Source organism: Falsihalocynthiibacter sp. S25ZX9 (assembly GCF_041205405.1).
GTDB classification, from domain to species: Bacteria; Pseudomonadota; Alphaproteobacteria; order Rhodobacterales; family Rhodobacteraceae; genus Falsihalocynthiibacter; species Falsihalocynthiibacter arcticus.
In genome coordinates, this window is the sequence record NZ_JBGFCD010000030.1 from 1 (window position 1) to 20153 (window position 20153).

The following is a 20153-nucleotide window of genomic DNA, read 5'->3' on the forward strand; positions in this document are numbered from 1 at the left end:
AAGTTGTCCGAAAACTGCTTCGTAATCGCAGCTGTCAAAGTCGTCTTACCGTGGTCAACGTGGCCGATTGTACCAATGTTACAATGCGGTTTGTTACGTTGGAATTTTTCCTTACCCATGAGGCTCTCCTAGTGGTTAGTGAGCGGGTCAGAATAAAATCTGACCCGCAATTACGATTAGGCGAATTTCGCCTGAATTTCTTCCGAGATATTCGACGGTACTGGTTCGTAATGGTCAAACTGCATCGAGAAGTTTGCGCGGCCCGAAGACATTGAGCGCAAATTGTTGATGTAGCCGAACATGTTAGCCAATGGGACGAAAGCATCGATAGCGATCGCGTTACCGCGTGTATCTTGCCCTTGAATATGACCACGACGCGATGTCAGATCGCCAATAACACTACCAGTGTATTCATCTGGAGTGATGACTTCGACCTTCATGATTGGCTCAAGCAATTTCGCGCCAGCTTTCCGCATACCTTCCCGCATACACATACGTGCAGCGATTTCGAATGCGAGGATGCTGGAGTCAACATCGTGGTACTTACCCTCGATAAGAATGACTTTAAAGTCGATCACGGGGAAGCCAGCAAGGGGGCCACTATCCATAACCGATTTAATGCCTTTTTCAACACCCGGTACGTATTCTTTCGGAACAGACCCACCAACGACTTTGCTTTCGAAGGAGTAACCCTCGCCCGGCTCAGTTGGGATGATCTGTAGTTTAACTTCAGCGTATTGACCCGAACCACCCGACTGTTTCTTGTGGGTGTAAACGTGCTCAACTTCGTGGCCAATGGTCTCGCGGTAGGCAACTTGTGGAGCACCGATATTCGCTTCAACCTTAAACTCACGCTTAAGACGGTCCACGAGGATATCGAGGTGAAGCTCGCCCATGCCGCGCATAATTGTTTGACCGGACTCAAGGTCAGTCTCAACGCGGAAGGAAGGATCCTCAGCTGCCAAACGGCCAAGGCCAGTCGACATTTTTTCTTGGTCAGCCTTTGTTTTAGGCTCAATCGCGATCTCGATAACAGGCTCTGGGAACGTCATCGTTTCCAAAACTACTGGATCAGCAACGGAACACAGAGTGTCACCCGTTGTTGTATCTTTGAGGCCTGCAAGCGCGATAATGTCGCCCGCAAATGCTTCTTGGATCTCTTCGCGATCGTTGGAGTGCATCATCATCATACGACCGACGCGCTCTTTGCGGCCTTTCGTAGAGTTCAGAAGGTTGTCACCTTTGTTCAACACACCAGAGTAGATGCGTGTGAACGTCAGTGTACCAACGAAGGGGTCGTTCATGATTTTGAACGCAAGTCCCGAGAACGCCATATTATCATCCGCGCGACGCGGGATATTACGGGTTTCTGTCTCGTCACCTGGTCTAAAGCCCATGTAATCCACAACGTCCATCGGGGATGGAAGATAGTCGATCACAGCATTCAACAGAGGCTGAACGCCTTTGTTTTTGAACGCAGAACCACAAAGAACGGGAATGAATTTGATGGCCAAAGTCCCTGCGCGAATAAGGCGACGCAAGGTTGGAACATCAGGCTCATTGCCTTCGAGGTAAGCTTCCATTGCCGCGTCATCCATGTCGACAGCAATCTCAATCAGTTTGCCGCGCCATTCAGTCGCCAACTCAAGAAGTTCAGCACGGATTGGGCGTTTTTCCCAAGATGCGCCAAGGTCTTCACCTTCCCAAACCCACTCTTCCATGGTCACAAGATCGACCAAGCCTTCGAGTTCGGTTTCTGAACCGATTGGGATTTGGATTGGAGCCGCAACAGCGCCCGTACGATCTTCGATCATATGAACACAGTTGAAGAAGTCCGCGCCGATTTTGTCCATTTTGTTGACAAAAACAATGCGCGGAACTTTATAACGGTCAGCCTGACGCCAAACAGTTTCAGTCTGTGGTTCAACACCCGCATTCGCGTCCAGAACCGCAACAGCACCATCGAGAACAGCCAAGGAACGCTCAACTTCGATTGTGAAGTCAACGTGACCTGGTGTGTCGATAATGTTCATCCGGTGCTTTTCGCCGTCTGGGTTGTCACCGTCTTCGGTGCGCTCCCAGAACGTCGTTGTTGCAGCCGAAGTAATAGTAATACCGCGCTCTTGCTCTTGCTCCATCCAGTCCATAGTGGCCGCACCATCGTGCACCTCACCAATATTGTGGGACTTGCCTGTATAAAACAGGATGCGCTCGGAACAGGTTGTTTTACCTGCGTCGATGTGCGCCATGATGCCGAAGTTGCGGTATCTGTCGAGGGGATAATCGCGTGCCATTATGTTGGTCCTAAGCCCTAAGGGTTTACCAGCGGTAATGGCTGAAAGCTTTGTTCGCTTCGGCCATTTTGTGGGTATCTTCGCGCTTTTTGACGGCTGTGCCACGGTTATTAACCGCATCCAACAACTCACCAGCAAGACGCTCTTCCATTGTGTTCTCGTTACGCTTGCGCGCAGACGTGATCAACCAACGGATCGCAAGTGCTTCGCGGCGCTCAGGGCGCACATCAACAGGCACCTGATACGTCGCACCACCCACGCGGCGCGAACGCACTTCGAGGGAAGGTTTGATGTTTTCGAGTGCTTCATGGAACACTTCTACAGGTGCGCGTTTGATCTTGTCTTCAACGCGATCAAACGCGTTGTAAACAATGCTCTCAGCAACGGATTTTTTACCATCGATCATGAGGTTATTCATGAACTTGGTAAGAACTTTATCCCCAAACTTAGCGTCTGGAAGAACTTCGCGCTTTTCAGCGGCGTGACGACGGGACATCTCAGTCTCCCTTTATTTAGGACGCTTAGCGCCGTATTTCGAACGACGTTGCTTACGATCTTTAACACCTTGGGTATCCAGCACACCGCGCAGAACGTGGTAGCGAACACCCGGAAGGTCTTTTACACGACCGCCGCGGATAAGAACAACAGAGTGCTCCTGAAGGTTGTGACCTTCACCCGGGATGTAGCTAATGACCTCAAAACCATTTGTCAGACGCACTTTGGCGACGCGACGCATAGCAGAGTTTGGTTTCTTTGGTGTCGTTGTATAGACACGTGTGCAGACGCCACGCTTCTGAGGACAAGCCTGCAGGTGCATGGATTTCTGACGCTTTACTTTCGGCTGGCGCGGCTTGCGGATCAGCTGTTGTATAGTTGGCATTCCGGTTATTTCCCCGTGTTGCAACACAAAATTTCAAAACGGGACGACGCCCCGTATGGCTCATAGGCACATCCCGTGCACAAAACGCAAAAAAACCACATCCATCCCCAGTGTGGGAACGACGCGGTGGGCATTCAGAGGATCGGAGCAATAAGGCCCGGATCGTGACCACTTCGGTTTTGAATACGGCAAATCGGGAATACACCCATGCCAAGTAGGCGCTATTTATGGGGAGTCGCCGCCATTGTCAACACAGGTCAGCGCGATTCCTACCCAATGCGAAAACGAGGCCAATTTTTCGCCGAGATCGTGGGATGCACGTAATTTGCCCCACGATTTTTCTGTTCGCAAACGCGCATTCCCACCGGATCGAATTCTCATCGGTTTAAGGCCAAGCGCGCCCGCTTCGCGGCAAGTTGTTCCCTGAACAATGTCACCAGCCCAGATAACACAACGATTCCCGCCCCAATAAGCGTGAACGTATCTGGCCAGTCATCAAACACCACAAACCCAAGGATAAGCGCAAAGAGGATCGCCGTATAGCGAAAAGGTGTCACAACCGCGAGGGCTCCTACCCGCATCGAACTCACGGAAAACGCATACCCGACAACCAAGAATGCCGACGCTCCTACGAGCAAGAAAACCTGTTGGGCTCCGATGTCCTGCCAAGGCTCCGAGGCACCTCCCCCTAGAACAAACAGAGCGAATCCTAAGCCCGCATTCCCGATGGTCGCAAAAAATATAACGGGCAAGGTCCTAACGGTGGGGGAAAGTTGGCGTGACGCAAGATCGCGTAACGTCACGGCAAAGACCGCCCCCAAGGCATAGAGCGCATAGAAATTGAAATCAGTCCCGGGCCGGACAATGAGCATCACCCCGCAGAACCCAGCAAAAATCGCAGTCAGTCTACGCCAACCAAGCGGCTCCCTGAAAAAGAGGGCCCCTGCGAGGGCGACAGTTAAGGGGAGCGATTGCATAATAGCCGTGGTGTTGGCCAGAGGCATATGCATGAGGGCCGTTATGAAAAGGAAAGAAGCAGAAACTTCACCGACGGTCCGCCAAAAAACGATCCAGCTATCGCGGCGGGTCAAACGAAGGTCTAGTCCTCCTGTGAACTTTGCAAATGCGACAATCATCACCCCGACAATCACAGCTCGAATCAACAAGCCTTGATAAAATGGCATATCCTCTAGCAGGACTTTCATGAACGCATCGTTCACCGTAAAGCCCGCCATCGAAGCGCTCATCATCGCGGCGCCGCGTAAATTTTCACCCTGCGTAGACTCGTACATTAGAGGTCCTGTAATGTGTCAAAAGGGATCGGAAAATGCGTATCGATACCCGTCTTGATCTCCGCGTTGGAGAGCTTGTTTGAATGTCCGACAATCACCGGATCGCTGTCATTGTCCCGATGGATTGCGCGAATGAAATTTGGTTCCGAGACATCGGAATAAAGATTAAAGAATTGACCGAGAAAACGATGATTGCGGGCATAGACATTTTCGGGGTGCCCCGCTTGGGCGAAAAGTGCCGAGCCAACCGATAAAGGTGTGCGTTCGCAGGCGTCAAAAATGCGATTTTCGCCGTTTTTAATCTGAACGTAAAACCCTCGATTGAAGGAAAGCGCAATAGGTTGCTTCGGTTTGCAAAGGGGTTCTAACTTCCGCGCCGTTCGCTTTAGGCGTTTGATATAATCATTGGAGACCGCATCATCATCATCCAGCCGAAAACTCGTCCGGTGGCTAAAACCGTCTTGAGGGATGCTGTCATAGACTTTGCGAATGGCCGCATAATTGTGTTCACTCTCACGCGCAACGATCCGTGCGTTCGAGAGCGGAGCAAGTAGCGCCTTAAGGTTGTCTTTTGCCGCTAGCGGGAGGCTGTTCCCCACAAGGAAGACGCACGTAAAATCGGGGTCGGTTTGCGCAAGTAAAGACGGCAGGCAAAGCTTTTCGAACAAATAAAACCGGCGTTCAAGCCTCTCAGGATCATAGAGAAACGCCTCAAGTTCGTTGAGATCATCACCGCCCTTAGAAAAGCCCGACAGCGCCGGAAACGAGAACCGAACAAGACCGATCACTTGATTGTTGTAGTCCTGAGCCATGGGCGATCTCGCGGTTGTTTTTTGACAACCTAGGCCTGCCTTTTCGATTTTCCCAGCCCAAAGTTAGCACCAAGCGGCGATAAACGGAAAAGGCCCCCGCGTTGGTAAACGCAGGGGCCCAATTTAATTTGCTAGTCGGACTTTATTAAGAGTCGCGGCTTTCTTCGGTCTCGGAAGCGGGTGTTGAGAACACATCGCCGCCGATCACGTCCTTGGGCACCACAGGGGCAGCAATTGCGGCTGCCTGCTCGGCTTCCGCGCGGCGGGCTTCCAGAACCACGTTGTCACGCTGAACAGCAATGGCACGCGCTTGTTGCGTGGCACCACCGGTGCCAGCAGGGATCAAGCGGCCCACGATGACGTTCTCTTTGAGGCCAACCAGTTTGTCGCGCTTGCCTTGGACCGAAGCCTCGGTGAGCACGCGGGTTGTCTCTTGGAAGGACGCCGCCGAGATGAACGAACGCGTTTGAAGCGACGCTTTGGTGATACCAAGAAGGATGGGTTCCCCAGATGCAAGACGGCGACCAGCGGCCTCCGCTTTGGCATTTGCGGCATCAAACTCGGCTTTATCCACGTGCTCGCCTTTGAGCAATGTGGTTTCACCGCTGTCCAGAATTTCCCATTTCTGGAGCATCTGACGAACGATAACCTCGATGTGTTTATCGTTAATCTTCACGCCCTGGAGACGGTAAACTTCTTGAACTTCCTCGACCATATAGTTGGCAAGAGCTTCAACACCCATAACTGCAAGAATGTCATGCGGCGCAGGGTTGCCATCCATGATGTAGTCGCCTTTTTGGACGAAATCGCCCTCGGCTACTGGGATGTGCTTCCCTTTTGGAACCATGTATTCCACTGGCTCCAGACTCTCGTCTTTTGGCTCAATCGAGATCCGACGCTTGTTTTTGTAGTCGCGACCGAAACGAACAAAGCCGTCGATTTCTGCGATGATCGCGTGGTCTTTGGGACGACGTGCCTCAAAGAGTTCCGCAACCCGTGGCAGACCACCGGTAATGTCCTTGGTTTTCGCACCCTCACGTGGAATGCGCGCAATCACATCACCCGCTTGAACTTCCGAGCTCTCTTCGATCGAGAGAACAGCGTCAACCGACATTGGATAGGAAACAAGGTTGCCCACATCATTGCGCAACGGTTCACCATCTTCACCAATGATGAAAATCTCAGGCTTGAGTTCGTTGCCTTTAGGTGCAGCACGCCAATCGATAACGATTTTCTGTGTCATGCCTGTTGCGTCATCGGTCTCGTCGCGCACGGAAATACCGCTTACGAGGTCAACAAATTTCGCAGTACCCGCTTTTTCGGCAATGATTGGGAGCGTATAGGGATCCCATTCAAACAGCTTATCGCCACGGGTAACATTCGAACCCGCTTTAACGTGGATTTTCGAACCGTAACTGATCTTGTGACTTACAAGCTCAACGCCGCTTTCATCCTCGATTGTGAGAAGCATGTTGCGGCCCATAACAATCGATTCACCCGAGGAGTTCTTAAGCAGAAGCTCGTTCTTGAACCCGACTTTGCCTGTGTGGCTGGCTTCTTGGAACGACTGTTGACCACCCTGTGCAACGCCACCAATGTGGAACGTCCGCATTGTTAGCTGTGTACCAGGCTCACCAATGGATTGCGCCGCAATAATACCAACCGCTTCGCCTTGGTTCACCAAGGTACCGCGTGCAAGGTCACGACCGTAACACATGGCGCAGACGCCTTCTTCAGCCTCACAAGTCAACGGGCTGCGCATCCGCATCGTTGCCACACCAGCAGCTTCGATAAGGTCGGATTTACGCTCGTCGATGACTTCGTTTTTGGAAACGATCACTTCGTCGGTGCCTGGTTTCAGGACATCCTCCGCAGCAACGCGCCCAAGAACAATCTCAGCGATGCTTGCAACAACTTCACCGTCTTTTACAGCCGCTTCAGCCGTAATAGACAATTCCGTTCCACAGTCATGTTCGCGAACGATACAATCCTGTGCAACATCCACCAAACGACGTGTCAGATAACCCGAGTTCGCCGTTTTAAGCGCGGTATCAGACAGACCTTTACGCGCACCGTGGGTAGAGTTGAAGTACTCAAGAACCGAGAGGCCCTCTTTAAAGTTCGAGATAATCGGTGTCTCGATGATGTCGCCGTTCGGCTTGGCCATAAGACCACGCATCCCGCCGAGCTGTTTCATCTGAGTGACCGAACCACGCGCACCAGAGTGGGCCATCATGTAAACCGAGTTCGGCTCCATTTCAGCGCCATTTTCGTCAATTTTCAGAGCGGAAATGGTGTTCATCATCGCATCAGTGACTTTGTCGTTACACTTGGACCAAGCATCGACAACTTTGTTATACTTCTCGCCCTGAGTAATCAGGCCGTCCATATATTGAAGTTCAAAGTCACGCACTTGATCGCGTGTTTCGTCAACGGTTGCCCATTTTGTATCTGGGATAACCATGTCGTCTTTACCAAAGGAAATGCCCGCTTTAAACGCTTCGCGGAAACCCATGGTCATGATGTGGTCACAGAAGATAACTGACTCTTTCTGACCGCAATAACGGTAGACCGTGTCGATGACTTTCTGAACGTCTTTCTTCCTCAGCAAGTTGTTCACCAACTCAAACGGTGCTTTTGCATTCTTCGGCAAAAGCGCACCGAGGCGAACACGACCAGGTGTGGTTTCAAACCGCACCATGATCTCGTTGCCTTCTTCATCGATTTGCGGAACCCGCGCGATGATTTTGGAGTGCAAGTGAACGACACCAGCATCAAGAGCGTGTTGAACCTCATCCACATCCGCGAAGGCCATGCCTTCACCAATCATGCCTTGACGCATGAGAGTGATGTAATAAAGGCCCAAGATCATGTCCTGCGATGGAACGATAATTGGCGCACCGTTGGCGGGCGACAAAACGTTGTTCGTGGACATCATCAAAACACGTGCTTCAAGCTGTGCTTCAAGGCTCAAAGGAACGTGAACCGCCATTTGGTCGCCGTCAAAGTCAGCGTTAAAGGCCGAACAAACGAGGGGGTGAAGCTGAATAGCTTTCCCTTCGATCAGGATCGGTTCAAACGCTTGGATACCAAGACGGTGAAGCGTAGGCGCGCGGTTGAGCATGACGGGGTGTTCCCGAATAACCTCATCCAAGATGTCCCAAACTTCGGGACGTTCTTTTTCCACGAGTTTCTTGGCTTGCTTCACAGTGGAAGACAGGCCTTTGGCTTCAAGACGCGAATAGATAAACGGTTTAAACAGCTCCAACGCCATCTTCTTGGGAAGACCACATTGATGCAGTTTCAACTCAGGACCGGTCACAATTACCGAACGGCCAGAGAAGTCGACGCGTTTACCCAAAAGGTTTTGACGGAAACGACCTTGCTTACCTTTGAGCATGTCAGACAATGATTTCAAAGGACGCTTGTTGGCCCCAGTAATCACACGACCACGACGGCCGTTGTCAAACAACGCATCAACGGATTCTTGCAACATACGTTTTTCGTTACGCACAATAATATCGGGCGCACGCAGCTCAAGAAGGCGTTTCAAACGGTTGTTACGGTTGATCACACGACGATACAGATCGTTGAGGTCGGACGTCGCAAAACGGCCACCATCAAGCGGAACCAAGGGGCGCAACTCTGGCGGGATCACTGGGATCACCGTCATAACCATCCACTCAGGACGGTTGCCGGACTCAAGGAAGCTCTCAACGATTTTAAGGCGTTTGATGATCTTCTTTGGCTTCAACTCACCCGTTGCTTCGGCCAAGTCAGCACGAAGTGTTTCGGCCTCGGATTCAAGGTCGATCAAGGAGAGCATTTCACGGATCGCTTCAGCGCCAATACCGGCAGTGAAGGCATCCATACCGAACGCGTCTTGGGCGTCCATATACTCTTCTTCGGACATCAATTGACCATAAGTGAGGTCGGTGAGGCCCGGCTCGATCACAACGTAGTTTTCAAAGTAGAGAATACGTTCAAGATCGCGCAGTGTCATATCCAGCATCAGGCCGATGCGCGATGGCAACGACTTGAGGAACCAGATGTGCGCAACGGGTGCTGCAAGTTCGATGTGGCCCATGCGCTCACGGCGCACTTTTTGAAGCGTAACTTCAACACCACATTTCTCGCAGACAACGCCGCGATATTTCATGCGCTTATATTTGCCGCAAAGACATTCGTAGTCTTTGATCGGGCCAAAAATACGCGCACAGAAAAGACCGTCACGTTCTGGTTTGAACGTGCGATAGTTGATGGTCTCAGGCTTTTTAATTTCGCCGTAAGACCACGAGAGAATCCGTTCCGGGCTCGCCAAAGAAACTTTGATCTCGTCAAAAGTCTTTTGGGGTGTGAGCGGGTTAAACGGGTTATTTGTAAGTTCCTGGTTCATTTTGCGTTCCTTATAATCAGGGGAAGGTGGGAGGAGTAAGGCACGGGGCCCTACTCATCCTCCTCCGCATCCAGGAGTTCCATGTTGAGGCCGAGGCCCCGGACTTCTTTGACAAGCACGTTGAAGCTTTCGGGCACACCGGCCTCGTAATTATCTTCACCTTTGACAATGCTTTCATAGACTTTCGTCCGTCCGGCAACGTCATCGGATTTCACGGTCAGCATCTCTTGCAGCGTGTAAGCCGCGCCATATGCTTCGAGTGCCCAGACTTCCATCTCCCCGAAACGCTGGCCACCGAACTGAGCTTTACCGCCCAGAGGTTGCTGCGTGACAAGACTGTAAGGCCCAGTTGAACGTGCGTGGATTTTGTCGTCCACGAGGTGATGCAGTTTGAGCAGGTATTTCATACCCACGGTCACTTTACGGGCGAATTGCTCGCCTGTACGACCATCAAACAGAACCGATTGACCAGAAGTGTCAAAGCCAGCCCGCGTCAACGCGTCGTTAACATCCGCCTCTTTGGCGCCGTCAAAAACCGGTGTCGCGATTGGCACACCGCCGGTAACGTTACCCGCAGCTTCCAACAATTGCTTTTCAGTCATGTCGGCGATGCCTTCGTCATAGACATCATCGCCATAAGCAAACTTCATCGCGTCCCGAACAGGAGTCATATCGCCAGAACGACGATATTCACCAAGCGCTTCGTCGATTTGGATACCCAAACCACGGCTCGCCCAACCCATGTGGGTTTCAAGGATCTGACCAACGTTCATCCGCGAAGGCACACCCAGTGGGTTCAAACAGAAGTCAACTGGCGTACCATCCGCGAGGAACGGCATGTCTTCCATAGGGACAACCTTGGAAATAACACCTTTGTTCCCGTGACGACCCGCCATTTTATCACCTGGCTGAAGCTTACGCTTCACAGCAATAAAGACTTTAACCATCTTCATCACACCCGGAGGCAAATCATCGCCGCGGCGCACTTTCTCGACTTTATCCTCGAAGCGCGCTTCCATCATCTTTTTCTGCACGTCGTATTGCGCGTTCAGAGCTTCGATGATTTTTGCTGCTTCTTCATCTTCAAGTGCGAGCTGCCACCATAGACCCTTGGACAACATGCCCAATAGATCTTCGGTTACTTCGGACCCAGGCTTAACGCCCTTCGGACCCTTGGCAACGGTTTTACCCAGAACCATAGATTTAAGACGCTGATAGATGTTGCGATCAAGAATTGTCAGCTCGTCGTCGCGGTCACGCGCCAAACGTTCGACTTCTTCACGCTCGATTTGCAACGCACGTTCGTCTTTTTCAACGCCGTGGCGGTTGAAAACACGCACTTCAACAACAGTCCCGAAATCACCCGGCTTCACACGCAACGAAGTGTCACGTACGTCAGAGGCTTTTTCACCGAAGATCGCGCGAAGAAGCTTTTCTTCAGGCGTCATTGGGCTTTCGCCCTTCGGCGTGATTTTACCCACGAGGATGTCACCGGGATGAACTTCTGCGCCGATGTAAACAATGCCAGCCTCGTCGAGGTTGCGCAGCGCTTCTTCACCAACGTTTGGAATATCGCGTGTGATTTCCTCAGGACCAAGCTTTGTATCACGTGCGGCAACTTCGAATTCTTCGATGTGAACCGAAGTAAACACGTCGTCGCGAACGATACGCTCTGAGATCAGGATGGAGTCTTCGTAGTTGTAGCCATTCCAAGGCATAAACGCGACAATCACGTTTTTACCCAAAGCCAATTCGCCAATATCCGTGGACGGGCCGTCAGCAATAACTTCGTTTTTGCCGACAATATCGCCTACTTTTACCAACGGGCGTTGGTTAATACAGGTGTTTTGGTTTGAGCGTTGGAACTTACGCAGACGATAGATGTCTACGCCAGCATCGCCGAGTTCAAGATCATGCGTCGCACGAACAACGATACGCTGCGCATCAACTTGGTCAACGATACCTTGGCGTTTCGCCATGATCGAAGCACCGGAGTCGCGTGCAACCACTTCCTCAATACCGGTCCCAACCAAAGGCGCTTCAGCCTGTAGCAAAGGAACGGCTTGACGCATCATGTTCGAGCCCATCAAGGCACGGTTGGCGTCATCGTTTTCGAGGAACGGAATAAGCGAAGCCGCAACCGAGACCAGCTGTTTTGGCGAAACGTCGATCAAGTCGATGTTTGCCGCTGGGCTCAATGTATACTCGCCAGATTGACGTGCCGACACGAGGTCGTTTTTGAACTTGCCTTCGTCATCGAGCTGCGCGTTTGCTTGCGCAACTGTGTGACGCATCTCTTCGGTAGCCGACATGTACTGAACTTCGTCAGTCACTTTGGTGTCGACAACCTTGCGATAAGGCGTTTCGATAAAGCCGTATTTGTTCACGCGGGCAAAAGTCGCCAGCGAGTTGATCAGACCAATATTCGGACCCTCTGGAGTCTCAATTGGACACATACGACCATAGTGTGTTGGGTGAACGTCACGAACCTCAAAGCCCGCACGTTCGCGCGTCAAGCCGCCAGGCCCAAGCGCAGAAAGACGACGCTTGTGCGTGACTTCCGAGAGCGGGTTGGTTTGGTCCATGAACTGCGACAGCTGCGAAGAGCCGAAGAATTCACGCACCGCAGCAGCCGCTGGTTTCGCATTGATCAGGTCTTGTGGCATGACAGTGTCGATCTCAACGGAAGACATCCGCTCTTTGATCGCACGTTCCATGCGCAACAGGCCAACACGGTATTGGTTTTCCATCAATTCGCCAACAGAACGCACACGACGGTTGCCGAGGTGGTCAATGTCGTCGATGTCGCCTTTGCCATCGCGCAATTGAACAAGCGCTTTGATACAGGAAACGATGTCTTCTTTGCGCAGGGTACGAATGGAATCATCCGCATCCAGATCAAGACGCATGTTCATTTTCACACGACCAACGGCCGAGAGATCATAACGTTCGCTATCAAAGAACAATGTGTCAAACAACGCGCTCGCGCTTTCAACGGTGGGTGGCTCGCCAGGACGCATCACACGGTAGATATCCATGAGCGCTGTGTCGCGACCCATGTTTTTATCTGCCGCCATTGTGTTGCGGATGTAAGGCCCAACATTGACGTTATCGATGTCAAGAACGGGGATCTCGGTGATGCCCGCATCAAGAAGTTCCTGCAAAGAACCGCCCGTGATTTCGCCAGCTTTATCGTACTCGAACGCCAACTCATCGCCAGCTTCGGCATAGATCGCGCCAGTTTCTTCATTGATCATGTCTCGTGCAACAAACTTGCCCAGGATTTGCTCGAACGGCAAAAGAAGCTGAGTAACGGCAGCGTCTTCAACAAGTTTCTTCACGGCGCGAGGCGTGATCTTCTTGCCAGCTTCGGCAATCACTTCACCGGTTTTCGCGTCAACCAGATCATAAGTCGGACGTGTGCCACGTACGCGCTCTGGGAAGAACTTGGTTGCCCAACCTTTGTTCTTCTTAAGCGTGTAGTTCACAGTATCATAATACGCGTTGCAAATGTCTTCTTGATCCATGCCCAAAGCATAAAGCAATGTGGTCACAGGCAATTTGCGACGACGGTCAATCCGTGAGAACACGATATCTTTGGCGTCGAATTCGAAATCCAACCAAGACCCACGGTAAGGAATGATCCGGCACGCGAACAAAAGTTTACCCGAGGAGTGGGTTTTGCCTTTGTCGTGGTCAAAGAACACGCCGGGTGAGCGGTGCATTTGCGAAACGATTACGCGCTCGGTACCGTTGACAACAAAGGTACCATTCGGTGTCATCAAAGGCATATCGCCCATGAACACGTCTTGTTCTTTGATGTCTTTAACCGATTTCGCGCCTGTATCTTCGTCGATATCAAACACGATGAGGCGGAGCGTCACCTTCAAAGGCGCGCTGTAAGTCATGTCACGTTGCTGACATTCTTCTACATCGTATTTCGGCTTTTCGAGCTCGTACTTTACGAACTCAAGAATGGATGTTTCGTTGAAATCTTTGATCGGGAAAACCGACTGAAATACGCCGTTGATGCCTTCGCCGTCGAGGGGCGTAAGCTGATCACCAGATTTCAAGAACAAGTCGTACGAGGATTTCTGAACCTCGATAAGATTCGGCATCTCGAGAACTTCGCGGATTTTACCGAAGTATTTGCGAAGCCGTTTTTGGCCAAGGTAAGATTGAGCCATGTGCGTGGTCACCTTTCAGATTTTTCGCAGAGACATCCAAGCTGGGCAACAAGGACGTATCGCAAAACAAAACAATTCGGATCTATTCTCGAAACCGGCCCACCGGCTCCGCCCGATCCATTGAACCGCCTCTTAGGAAATGCCCGCGTGCCGCAGACCGTTTCTAAGACGCGATAAGCTGGACCCGGAATAACCCCGGATCCAGCCAATTTTTGCAATCACTCGGGCGCAATGCCCGACGTAATTACTTAACTTCGACTTCTGCGCCAGCTGCTTCGAGCTTAGCTTTGATGTCTTCAGCTTCTTCTTTCGAAACGCCTTCTTTGACAGCTTTGCCGCCAGCGTCTACGAGGTCTTTAGCTTCTTTCAGGCCAAGACCTGTGATGCCGCGGACTTCTTTGATGACGCCGATTTTGGACGCACCAGCAGATTTCAGAATTACTGTGAATTCTGTTTGCTCTTCTGCGTCTGCACCAGCATCTGCTGGGCCAGCCATCATAACAGCTCCGCCAGCAGCAGGCTCAATGCCATACTCGTCTTTAAGGATAGTTTTCAGTTCTTGTGCTTCGAGAAGGGTAAGACCAACGATCTCTTCAGCAAGTTTTTTCAGATCAGCCATTATACTGTTTCCGTTCGTTTAAGTTGTGTTCCAACGTGTAAGGACAATCCCCACGAAGGCTCATGTTGCTTAAGCAGCAAGCTTGTCTTCAATTGTAGACAAGATGCTCGCGATATTGCTTGCAGGCGCGCCAATGGCCCCGGCGATGTTGGAAGCAGGTGCCCCAATGCAGCCAACGATAGAAGCGATAAGCTCCTCGCGTGACGGCATCGCTGCAACGGCTATAACACCAGCGACGTCCAGTGCCGTCTCACCCATAGCACCACCGAGAATTTCCAGTTTGGAATTCCCTTTGGAGTATGCCTGAACAACCTTGGCCGCGGCCACAGGATCTTCAGAGTAGGCGAGAACAGTCATGCCATTGAGGAGGCTCGCAATGCTTGCGCATGGCTTACCCTCAAGGGCGATCTTGGCGAGCTTGTTTTTGGCAACGCGAACAGACCCATCGACTTCGCTCATTTGAGCGCGAAGGTCTTGCATTTCAGCAACCGTGAGGCCTTCGTAGCGGCAAACCACTACAACGCCAGAGCTGTCAAAGATTTGGCCGAGTTCGTCGACCAACTGTTCTTTTTGTGCTCTATCCACAGTTTTCTCCAAATTTGGGGGTTGCCCCCCGGCTCAGTTTGACCCGCCCCCAGTGTGGGATTGGGCCGTTCGGGTCCAATTTCAGGGTCCCGAGGCCAGATCACCCGAGGGTTGCCCCTCGAAAAATTGTCTCGTTCCCCATCTCAGGAAGGATTTATGGCCGAAGCCACCCTCCGTCTCGGACAGGATGGGGCCAAATCGGCGGCCCCACCATTCTGCGGGTTGCCCCGCGGAATTCTTTAGACTGGCCTAGTTGCCAGTTGCGCTTTCAACATTCAAAGTCACGCCTGGGCCCATTGTGGAGCTGACAGCGATCGATTTCATGTAGGTTCCTTTGCTGCCCGACGGGCGCAATTTGGCAACCGCATCAACGAAAGCACGAATGTTTTCAATCAGTTGCGCTTCAGTGAAGGACACTTTGCCAACACCAGCATGGATCACACCAGCTTTTTCAACTTTGAACTGAACTTCGCCGCCTTTGGCCGCTTTAACAGCAGCTTCAACGTCCATAGTCACAGTACCAACGCGTGGGTTTGGCATCAGGTTACGTGGGCCTAGGATCTTACCAAGACGACCAACAACACCCATCATGTCTGGTGTCGCAATGCAGCGATCGAATTCGATCTTGCCGCTTTGCACGATTTCCATAAGGTCCTCGGCACCAACGATGTCTGCACCAGCAGCCGTTGCTTCGTCAGCCTTAGGGCCACGTGCGAAAACAGCAACACGTACTGTTTTGCCAGTGCCGTTTGGCAAGCCAACAACACCGCGAACCATTTGGTCAGCGTGACGTGGGTCAACACCAAGGTTCATCGCGATTTCAACTGTTTCGTCGAATTTTGCAACGGCACTGGCTTTCACCAATGCAACAGCATCTTCAACTGTGAGGTTTGCTTTACCAGCAAATGCCGCGCGTGCCGCGGTTGTGCGTTTTCCGAGCTTTGCCATGATTATTTTACCTCGATACCCATAGAACGCGCAGAACCCATGATGATCAGCATAGCTGACTCAATGTCGTTTGCGTTCAGGTCTTTCATTTTTGCTTCTGCGATTTCTTTGACTTGCTTCGCAGTCACAGTACCCACAGTTTCACGGCTAGGTGTTTTCGCACCCGACGTGATGTTTGCAGCTTTTTTCAAGAAATAAGACGCCGGAGGAGTCTTAACTTCCATCGAGAAAGATTTGTCTTGGTAATACGTGATCACGGTCGGGCAAGGGGCGCCAACTTCAAGGTCCGCTGTTTTCGCGTTAAACGCTTTACAGAATTCCATGATGTTGATGCCGCGCTGACCCAGCGCGGGTCCCACGGGGGGGCTTGGGTTGGCTTTGCCTGCAGGAACCTGCAGCTTCATAGTGCCAGCAATCTTCTTGGCCATCGGGCCTCTCCTTCTTCAACTCACCGCAAACGCGTTTGCGGGACTATGGTTGTGTGGTTCGGATTTCTGAGCGCGCTCAGGTCCCCTCCCACAATTTCGTGCACCCGAAGGCCCACACCACACACTAGATATCTTTTGTTACCTGTGTGAATTCCAACTCGACCGGTGTCGCGCGGCCAAAAATACTTACGGTCACTTTCAGGCGACCATTTGCTTCGTCCACGTCCTCGACCATGCCGTCGAAACCTTCGAACGGACCGTCGGTAACCTGAACTTTTTCGCCGGTTTCGAAATGGATCAAGGTACGTGGCGCCTCTAGACCCTCTTCAACGCGGTTCAAAATCTGATTCACTTCTGCGTCGCGCATCGGCATCGGACGCCCCTGCGGACCCAAAAATCCTGTGACGCGATTGATCGAGGTTACAAGGTGGTAGCCCTCATCGCTCATCTCCATGCGAATCAAAACGTAACCCGGCATAAAGCGACGCTCGGCGGTCACTTTTTTTCCACGGCGGATCTCAATGATCTCTTCCGTCGGTACCAGTACTTCTTCGATCTCTTCCTCAAGACCGGCTTCCGCAGCAGCAAGTTTAATTGCTTCGGCGATCTTTTTCTCGAAATTCGAGAGGACGCTCACCGAATACCAACGCTTAGCCATTTTGCCACAGTCCTTGTCTCAATTTTTGGGAAAACCCCAAAAGATGTATAAATTCTAAAGGGTTAGTGCGATCCAACCCTGAACAAAAAACAGCGCGCAGCCCGAATCGCTGCACGCCTGCCATGATGTTGATGCCTCAAGTATCCCTGAAACCAAGTGAATTCAAGCCAATTGAGGCGATTTTTTTATGCGAAGAACCCAAGGCCAAATTGCAGACCCGAGCGGATCGCCATATCAACCAAGGAAAAGAAGATTCCCATGAGCGTTGCCATCACCATAACCATCGCCGTGGTCAAAACGACCTCACGACGTGTTGGCCATGTGATTTTCGCCCCTTCGCCGCGCACTTCTTGAATGAACTGAAGCGGATTTGTGCGTTTTGCTGCCATGATGCTGCCCTTTATGCCGTCGCCACATGCGACGAAAGCGATATATGCCATGGTGAGGCGCTTGGCAAGACACGCGAGGAGGTTTGCGTTACTTGCGCGGCTGCCACGCCCCTATCACTTTGACCTTCTCCATCTTCGAGACATCTTCAAAGTCCGAACGATAGGCAGAGGCCGCCACTTCAATCTCATTTTGCGACCAAGGAGAGTATCGTGGATTTTCAGGCGCTGTCGGAAACAGGGATCGTGCCGCAATTGCCATCTCGCGTTGCTGGGCGCGGCTGTCCGTCGGCGACGCCTGTTGCAAGACCTGCTCGACCGCGCGTTGCGACATCCCTGAATGAACTCGACGGGCAATTGGTTCAACATGCTGGCCGAGTTTCCATCCAACCAATTTACGCATGATACGTACAAAGTTGGCCGGGTAATCCTCATAGCGCCAAACATAAATCTCGGCCACTTCTGGAACAAGACTAAGACGCCGTACAACGTTTGACCAGCGCACGTCGTGAAATGTCATCCCTTCGGAAAAATCTTTGAAAGGTTCGGCCTTCCCGCCAACGAGCGATTGCGAATACGCTGAGGCGATCAAATCGGCGGGATTGCGGACGGCAAGAAAAAGTGACAACGGGCGGCCGCCGAAATAAGGAATAAGCTTTTCCAACTGGGAGTCGGAATTCGGATAAAGGGGGGGAACGCGCCTCCCCTTTTTGATCCGCCACATTGGACCAAGAAAATTTTCTTCGGAGAGCACCAAACGATTGGCCCCGCCCGCCAAGGCCCAAAGTTCTTGTTCGGCCAATTCCTTAGATTTTGGGGGTGTGTTTGTAAGCAGCCCAAACCGACTCTGGAGCGATTTTTTCGGCCCGCGCAGATCTAAAGGCCCTCTGAATATCACCTTGGATTGCGCCAAGAGGTCCGCATTTGCTTCCAGCGAGTGCTGAAGATGCGTTGTTGCGGTTTTATGCGCGCCCAAATGCATGGAAATCCGGAGTTTTTGTGAAGGGATGTCAGGCAATGGGATGTGATCCAAATAGGCGCCATGTCGGCGGTACGGGGTTCAACGAGTTAAAAATCATGCTGCCGCCTTCAGGATACCTGCCCCACCTTAGCCGACTTCGCTAAAGTTTCAACGGGAACACCGTACGAATAATCTGAAGGGCACTGGGAAGGACATAAATCCATTCACCGTTCTGACTTTCTTCAGGCCAAAATGCGTAAGACGCAAGGTGACCTGGCAGGGGCTGAGGGGCTCGAACCCACGACCCTCGGTTTTGGAGACCGATGCTCTACCAACTGAGCTAAACCCCTAAAGTCGTCGCAGGAAGTACGGCACCCAGCGATTGGAATCAAGAGCGATTTACAACAATCGAGCAATCTCCGGCCCGTGTGGTCAAATTTATCTTTCAAGACGGATTATTTCGCAGCCTTAGAAACGGAAACCGCCCTCAAAGCGCCAATATCCGCGCCGACAATGAGAGGAAGGTGACGTTGAATGTCCTCAATCGGCCAATCCCACCATTTAATCTCCAACAGGGAATCAATCACGTCAGATTCAAAACGGGCGCGGATGGGCTTTGCTGGATTGCCGCCAACAATCATATAGGGGCCAACGTCATTCGTGACCACCGAGCCAGTGGCGATAATTGCCCCGTCTGCAATACTCACGCCAGGCATGATTTTGGCGTCATGCCCGACCCAAACGTCATTGCCAATATGCGTATCCTGAAATGCCTCCGTGTTTTGTGCGTAAACGCCCATGGTTTCAGGATTAAAGATCGCAAATGGATAGGTTGCAAAACCCCCCATCGGATGGTTCGCCGAGCTCGTAATAAACAGCACACCCTGTGCAAACTGGCAGAACTTACCAATCGTCAGGCGCTCAGGCGCACCCGCATAAAGATAGGGTGCAATGCCGCTCGCCCAATCCTCAACGGGGTGGAATGAGTTGAAATAACTGTAATCCCCGATCTCAATATTGGGGTGATCAATGACCTGATTGAGATAAACGAGGTTTTCCAGAACCGTTCCATCGGGGAGGGTTACAGGGTTCGCCGCTTCGGGACGCAAAAAAGAAGAGGGCATGAAAAGCCTTTAGTTGGGTAAATCGTCAAACAAGAAATGCCGTATGTTCGCCCATCTTGTCACGCCGAAAATTTTTGTTTCTCTAACTGAAGGTCGCTTTTGAGTTGCTCTAAACGAAAAAGGGCCGCCCGAAGGCGACCCTTTCAAACTCAAGCAGCTAATGCTTACTCGATGATTTTAGAGACAACACCGGAACCAACAGTGCGGCCGCCTTCGCGGATCGCAAAGCGGAGGCCAGCTTCCATGGCGATGGGCGCGATCAGTTCAACTGTGAACTTCAAGTTGTCGCCTGGCATAACCATTTCTGTGCCTTCAGGAAGCGTAACTGTGCCCGTTACGTCCGTTGTACGGAAGTAAAACTGTGGACGGTAGTTCGCAAAGAACGGCGTGTGACGGCCACCCTCTTCTTTGGTCAAAATATAGACCTCAGCTTCAAACTTCGTGTGTGGCTTAACGGAACCTGGCTTACAAAGGATCTGACCACGCTCAACACCTTCACGGTCAACACCGCGAAGAAGCGCACCAATGTTGTCACCAGCTTCACCGCGATCAAGCAGTTTGCGGAACATTTCAACACCAGTAC

At 51.7% G+C, this 20153-nt stretch carries 16 protein-coding genes, 1 tRNA gene and 1 pseudogene; all 18 read right to left on the bottom strand.

Annotation, left to right across the window (positions count from 1 at the left end):
* A partial coding sequence (locus AB9F29_RS20340; RefSeq protein WP_369756319.1) for a GTP-binding protein occupies window positions 1–119 on the bottom strand: 119 nt, incomplete at its 3' end.
* A gap of 57 nt (window positions 120–176) precedes the next feature.
* Window positions 177–2294 (bottom strand): elongation factor G, encoded by a 2118-nt coding sequence (gene fusA / locus AB9F29_RS20345; RefSeq protein WP_335586681.1) that lies wholly within the window; start codon window positions 2292–2294, stop codon window positions 177–179.
* 25 nt (window positions 2295–2319) lie between these two features.
* Window positions 2320–2790 carry a 30S ribosomal protein S7 gene (gene rpsG / locus AB9F29_RS20350; RefSeq protein WP_039003446.1) on the bottom strand — a complete coding sequence of 157 codons (471 nt, stop codon included), beginning with the start codon at window positions 2788–2790 and terminating at the stop codon, window positions 2320–2322.
* Window positions 2791–2802: 12 nt separating this feature from the next.
* Entirely contained in the window at window positions 2803–3174 is a 372-nt protein-coding gene (gene rpsL / locus AB9F29_RS20355; RefSeq protein ID WP_039003445.1) for a 30S ribosomal protein S12, read from the bottom strand.
* 377 nt (window positions 3175–3551) lie between these two features.
* Window positions 3552–4466: a DMT family transporter gene (locus tag AB9F29_RS20360; RefSeq protein ID WP_369757038.1), complete on the bottom strand. Its 915-nt coding sequence runs from the start codon at window positions 4464–4466 to the stop codon at window positions 3552–3554.
* Window positions 4466–5278 (bottom strand): glycosyltransferase, encoded by an 813-nt coding sequence (locus tag AB9F29_RS20365; protein WP_335586679.1) that lies wholly within the window; start codon window positions 5276–5278, stop codon window positions 4466–4468. Before AB9F29_RS20365 ends, AB9F29_RS20360 begins: the two co-directional genes overlap by 1 nt.
* A gap of 145 nt (window positions 5279–5423) precedes the next feature.
* The gene (rpoC, locus tag AB9F29_RS20370) at window positions 5424–9674 is read right to left on the bottom strand and encodes a DNA-directed RNA polymerase subunit beta' (protein WP_369757039.1); all 4251 of its coding nucleotides are present in this window, start codon (window positions 9672–9674) and stop codon (window positions 5424–5426) included.
* Window positions 9675–9724: 50 nt separating this feature from the next.
* Complete coding sequence (rpoB, locus tag AB9F29_RS20375; RefSeq protein ID WP_039003442.1) at window positions 9725–13861, bottom strand: DNA-directed RNA polymerase subunit beta; 4137 nt, start codon at window positions 13859–13861, stop codon at window positions 9725–9727.
* Window positions 13862–14105: 244 nt separating this feature from the next.
* Complete coding sequence (rplL, locus tag AB9F29_RS20380) at window positions 14106–14480, bottom strand: 50S ribosomal protein L7/L12 (protein ID WP_039003441.1); 375 nt, start codon at window positions 14478–14480, stop codon at window positions 14106–14108.
* 69 nt (window positions 14481–14549) lie between these two features.
* Window positions 14550–15065: a 50S ribosomal protein L10 gene (gene rplJ / locus AB9F29_RS20385; RefSeq protein WP_335586677.1), complete on the bottom strand. Its 516-nt coding sequence runs from the start codon at window positions 15063–15065 to the stop codon at window positions 14550–14552.
* A gap of 249 nt (window positions 15066–15314) precedes the next feature.
* Window positions 15315–16013, bottom strand: coding sequence for a 50S ribosomal protein L1 (gene rplA, locus AB9F29_RS20390; RefSeq protein ID WP_039003439.1), 699 nt, complete (start codon window positions 16011–16013; stop codon window positions 15315–15317).
* A gap of 2 nt (window positions 16014–16015) precedes the next feature.
* A complete protein-coding gene (gene rplK / locus AB9F29_RS20395; RefSeq protein WP_039003438.1) occupies window positions 16016–16441 on the bottom strand; it encodes a 50S ribosomal protein L11 in 426 nt (141 codons plus the stop codon).
* Window positions 16442–16565: 124 nt separating this feature from the next.
* Window positions 16566–17099 (bottom strand): transcription termination/antitermination protein NusG, encoded by a 534-nt coding sequence (gene nusG, locus AB9F29_RS20400; RefSeq protein WP_039003437.1) that lies wholly within the window; start codon window positions 17097–17099, stop codon window positions 16566–16568.
* Window positions 17100–17284: 185 nt separating this feature from the next.
* Entirely contained in the window at window positions 17285–17539 is a 255-nt protein-coding gene (gene secE / locus AB9F29_RS20405; RefSeq protein WP_369757040.1) for a preprotein translocase subunit SecE, read from the bottom strand.
* A 37-nt stretch (window positions 17540–17576) separates the two neighbouring features.
* A complete protein-coding gene (locus tag AB9F29_RS20410) occupies window positions 17577–18518 on the bottom strand; it encodes a hypothetical protein (RefSeq protein ID WP_369757041.1) in 942 nt (313 codons plus the stop codon).
* A 202-nt stretch (window positions 18519–18720) separates the two neighbouring features.
* A tRNA-Trp gene (locus tag AB9F29_RS20415) sits at window positions 18721–18796 on the bottom strand.
* Between the two features lie 105 nt (window positions 18797–18901).
* Window positions 18902–19570, bottom strand: a complete 669-nt coding sequence (locus AB9F29_RS20420) for a CatB-related O-acetyltransferase (RefSeq protein WP_369757042.1) — start codon at window positions 19568–19570, stop codon at window positions 18902–18904.
* 164 nt (window positions 19571–19734) lie between these two features.
* Window positions 19735–20153, bottom strand: a pseudogene (gene tuf, locus AB9F29_RS20425) (elongation factor Tu); the annotation flags it as partial.